The sequence below is a fragment of the Microcystis sp. M_QC_C_20170808_M3Col genome (assembly GCF_007095505.1).
Classification (GTDB): Bacteria; Cyanobacteriota; Cyanobacteriia; order Cyanobacteriales; family Microcystaceae; genus Microcystis.
Genome location: NZ_SFBY01000057.1, coordinates 1 through 4521, shown reverse-complemented (window position 1 = coordinate 4521; position 4521 = coordinate 1). Strand labels below are relative to the sequence as shown.

Genomic DNA, 4521 nt, shown 5'->3' with positions numbered 1-4521 from the left:
CCATCCATAACCTTACACATTTGTTACGGATGAATTGAGCAGTACGAATAGCATCGTCTATGGCTTGATACTGTTGAGTTTTAGCTTTAACTTTAAACTCTAAGACAAACATTTTACGCGGGGGGTACTTAGATAAAATTAGTATAGCACAATAAAAGTTAAGTTAACAAGATATAGTTTAAAAAGCCGTCCTAAAAGGACGGGGCTTTAACCCAAAATTTCGGTAAAAACTATCCAAAAGCAATTAAAACAAGAGCATTCGGTTCAATTAGATTAATAAATTTTGGCAACAAGAGGAGAGAGAAAACTTCTCTTTTTTACTTTTTACTTGACAAATTTGTGTGATAATTTTTGCTTATGGAATCGTGAAATGCTTATCGGGCAAGACTTTTAGGGCTATTTTGCGGATATTCTATCAGTATAGACCTCGTTTCCACACATAAACCAGAAGAGCCGCTATTTGCTGCGGAGGTTGGTATTCGGGAACTAAATCTTGTAGGGACTTAACTAAGCCCTGACGGTCATTAACTTGAATATAATTAAGCAGTTGCTCTAATTTGATTTGCAATTTCTCCCAAGCAAGAAAGTGTTCATTAGCGCAAAAAATCTTTGGGTGAGAGGTGGGACGAGCTTTATCGGTATCGATTAATAATTCTTCGTAGAGTTTTTCCCCCGGTCTTAATCCTGTGATTTCAATATCGATATCTTGCCCTAATTCCAAGCCACTTAAACGAATCATCTGTAGGGCCAAATCGTAAATTCTTACCGGTTGACCCATATCTAACAGGAATACCTCACCCCCTCGGGCCATTGCTCCCGCTTGTATAACCAAACGCACCGCCTCTGGAATAGACATAAAATAGCGAATAATATCGCGATGGGTGAGGGTGATATTCTTACGTTGGGCGATTTGTTCCCGGAAACGCGGCACCACGGAACCGCTACTATCGAGAACATTGCCAAAGCGGACGATAGCGCAACAGGTGGAAGTGTCGGGTAAAGCGGCCAAAGCTTGTACAACTAACTCAGCACAGCGTTTACTGGCCCCCATAATGTTAGTCGGTCTGACGGCCTTATCGGTGGAAATAAGAACTAAATTACTAACTGAATTCTCGATCGCAGTCTGAGCGACATTTAAAGTCCCCCAAACATTAGTGTAAACCCCCTGACTAGCATTGGCTTCCACAAGAGGAACGTGCTTATAGGCGGCCGTGTGATAAATTGTTTCAATCTGGTGTTGTTGGATGACTCGGGCCAGATGATTACGGTCGAGAACATTGCCTAGATAGGCATACTTGCGTAAATCGGCATAATTTTCACTTAAATCGAGATCGATTTTGTAGAGGGAAAACTCGTTTAATTCGTAGATTACCAAGCATTTTGGCTTGAGGAAGGCGATTTGTCGGCATAATTCCGAACCGATGGAACCGCCACCCCCGGTGACTAACACCGCTTTACCGGTGACATTTTTTGCCAAAAGTTCGGGATGGGGTAGAATTTCTTCCCGTCCTAATAATTCCGAGACATCGACACTGCGAATCTGATTGATGGCCGCTTCTCCCGATAAAATTTTTGAGAGGGGAGGAACGGTTTTAATGTCGATGGGTAAAGTTTCTAGACTTTCGATGATTTGCCGCTTTTTGGCCTTGTCTAGGTTCGGAATAGCGAGAACAACCCAGTCAAAGGCCTGTTTTTGGTGCAGTAGTGCCAATTGAGAGGGGGAATAAACCCTAATGCCTTGGATAACTCGCTGCTGCAAATCGGGATTATCATCAACAAAGGCCAATAAACGATAGTGGGGGTCATTTTGTAGGGAACGTGCTAATTGACAACCCACAACCCCCGCACCATAGATAACAATTGTCGGTTCCCTATCCACACTACTGACGTAAATATTAAGACGGTGAAAGACAGAAAGAATCAACAATCTCACCCCGATAACAAATATTAGGGTTAACAATGCGTCGATAATCAGGACTGAACGCGGCAAAAAGGCATCCCATTGAAAGTAGGCAAGACTGATTAAAACCCCTGAACTATAGAGAACCGCTTGCAGTACGGAGGAAAGAAACTCTAATCCTGTATAACGTACGACGGGACGGTAAATACCTCTGAGATAGAAAACTAGAAGTTTAATGGCAATTAAGCTGAATATTTCCCCGAAAAAAGGTCTAATTTGCTGATATTCGAGGCTAAGATTAAACCTGAGAGAGAAGGCTAGATAGATGGTTAGACTAAAAATAAGGCAGTCGGTGACCATTAAAAGAGAGCGCTTCGATGACCTAGATAGGGAATTAGCCAATTTCAGGATTTTGCTCGCCAGTTTTCTATACATCTTCGACTTGGTGTGATAATCAGTGTTTATCGTTCCTAGTAGTCTTGCTAGGCAAGGATTTGAAGAATATATTTCTGGAAAATTACCCCTATTCTTCCTCCTTCCACACAGAAACGAGAAGAACCAATGTTTTTTTATAAAAGTAGCGCTGCCTGTGTTTCCGGAGATGATATCACCCAAATCAAAATATGTCAAGCGGCGGGATTTGTCAAGACTTTTTTTCCTTTTACCAACTTTTCATCTCTCCCCAAAAATTTTTTGCTCCCGCAAACTAGCCGAAATCACCGCTAGTCAAGGTTAAAATGAAGAATTGACACAAAAATTTATCGAGTCAAGTTATGAGTAATCAGTACGATGCGATCGTGATTGGGTCGGGAATCGGGGGATTGGTGACAGCGACGCAATTAGCGGCAAAAGGGGCAAAAGTCTTAGTTTTAGAGAGTTATCTGATTCCGGGGGGCAGCGCGGGTTATTTTGAACGAGAGGGTTATCGTTTTGATGTGGGTGCTTCGATGATTTTTGGTTTTGGCAAAAAGGGGACGACTAATCTCTTAACCAAGGCTTTAGCAGCAGTGGATATGAGTATCGAAACCATTGCCGATCCCGTCCAGATTCATTATCATCTCCCGGACGGATTAGACTTAAAAGTTCATCGCGACTACGAACAATTTTTACAGGAATTAATTAGCCATTTTCCCGCAGAAAAAAACGGTATCCGGCGCTTTTACGATGAATGCTGGCAGGTGTTTAATTGCCTTAATAGTATGGATTTACTATCACTGGAAGAACCCCGCTATCTGACTAGGGTTTTTTTCCAGCATCCTTTATCCTGTTTGGGATTGGTCAAGTATTTACCCCAAAATGTGGGAGATGTGGCCAGAAAATATATTAAAGACCCGAAATTATTGAAATTTATCGATATGGAATGTTATTGTTGGTCGGTAGTACCCGCCGATCGCACTCCGATGATTAATGCGGGAATGGTCTTTAGCGATCGCCATTACGGAGGGATTAACTATCCCCAAGGAGGAGTGGGACAGATTGCTCTCAAGTTAGTCGAGGGACTGGAAAAAGCCGGTGGTGAAATCCAGTATAAGGCCAGAGTAGCTGAGATTATTTTAGATGCAGGACGGGCGATCGGGGTAAGATTGACCAATGGTAAGGAATATTACGCTAAAAAGATTGTTTCTAATGCCACCCGTTGGGATACCTTCGAGAAATTACTCCCCCCGGAATCTCTCCCCCGCAGTGAAAAAAATTGGCAAAAACGCTATCAAAAATCCCCCAGTTTCCTCAGTTTGCATCTGGGAGTCAAGGCCGATGTCTTACCGTCAGGAAGCGAATGTCACCATATTTTACTAGAAGATTGGCAAAATATGGAAGCAGAACAGGGAACTATCTTTGTTTCTATTCCTACCTTACTCGATCCCTCCCTAGCACCCCCGAACCATCATATCATTCATACTTTCACCCCTAGCTGGATTGATCAATGGCAAAAACTGTCCCCCCAAGAATATCAACAGAAAAAAGAGGCCGCTGCTCATCGTCTCATCGAGCGCCTGAAAAAACTCTTTCCCAAACTAGATACAGGATTAGATTATATCGAAATTGGCACGGCCCGCACCCATCGCCGCTTTTTGAATAGAATCGATGGCAGTTACGGCCCAATACCGCGAAGAAAACTGTTAGGCTTATTAGGAGTGCCCTTTAATCGCACAGCTATTCCTAATCTTTATTGTGTGGGAGATAGTACCTTCCCCGGTCAAGGATTAAACGCGGTGGCCTTTTCTGGTTTTGCTTGCAGTCATCGTCTAGCGGTAGATCTCGGTTTACCTAGTCCCAGAGATTAAAAGCTGAAAATCAGGATTTTTACCGGCGAATTCTTAAACCGGAAGGGAATACTTGACAGCGTTTCTCAGATGGATGAAGCGCGTTTTTGCAACTGGAATTTTTACTTCGGCAAGGTTTAATCCATACTTCATCTTGACGAGAAACGCTGTAGATCGGTTTTGCTGAAGGCGCGGGCAGCTTATTTTAGAGGAATTACTCACCAATGCAGCCAATAAAAACTGATAACTGATAACTGATAACTGATAACTGATAACTGATAACTGATAACTGATAACTGATAACTGATAACTGATAACTGATAACTGATAACTGATAACTGATAACTGATAACTGAT

Annotated in this window: 3 protein-coding genes and 1 pseudogene; 1 reads left to right on the top strand and 3 read right to left on the bottom strand. The window is 42.5% G+C overall.

The genetic code is table 11. The annotated features are described in order from the left end of the window. Together EWV84_RS03070 and EWV84_RS03065 are read right to left on the bottom strand one after the other, a co-directional pair. Positions 1–112, bottom strand: a pseudogene (locus EWV84_RS03070) (RNA-guided endonuclease InsQ/TnpB family protein); the annotation flags it as partial. Positions 113–415: 303 nt separating this feature from the next. Next, a complete protein-coding gene (locus tag EWV84_RS03065) occupies positions 416–2335 on the bottom strand; it encodes a polysaccharide biosynthesis protein (protein ID WP_287076384.1) in 1920 nt (639 codons plus the stop codon). A 338-nt stretch (positions 2336–2673) separates the two neighbouring features. Between EWV84_RS03065 and crtH the strand changes: the two genes are divergently transcribed. Then, entirely contained in the window at positions 2674–4185 is a 1512-nt protein-coding gene (gene crtH / locus EWV84_RS03060; RefSeq protein ID WP_287076382.1) for a carotenoid isomerase, read from the top strand. 33 nt (positions 4186–4218) lie between these two features. On the opposite strand, the gene EWV84_RS03055 is transcribed toward crtH, so the two are convergent. After that, positions 4219–4521, bottom strand: a 303-nt coding sequence (locus EWV84_RS03055; RefSeq protein WP_287076380.1) for a hypothetical protein, incomplete at its 5' end; no start/stop codon positions are given.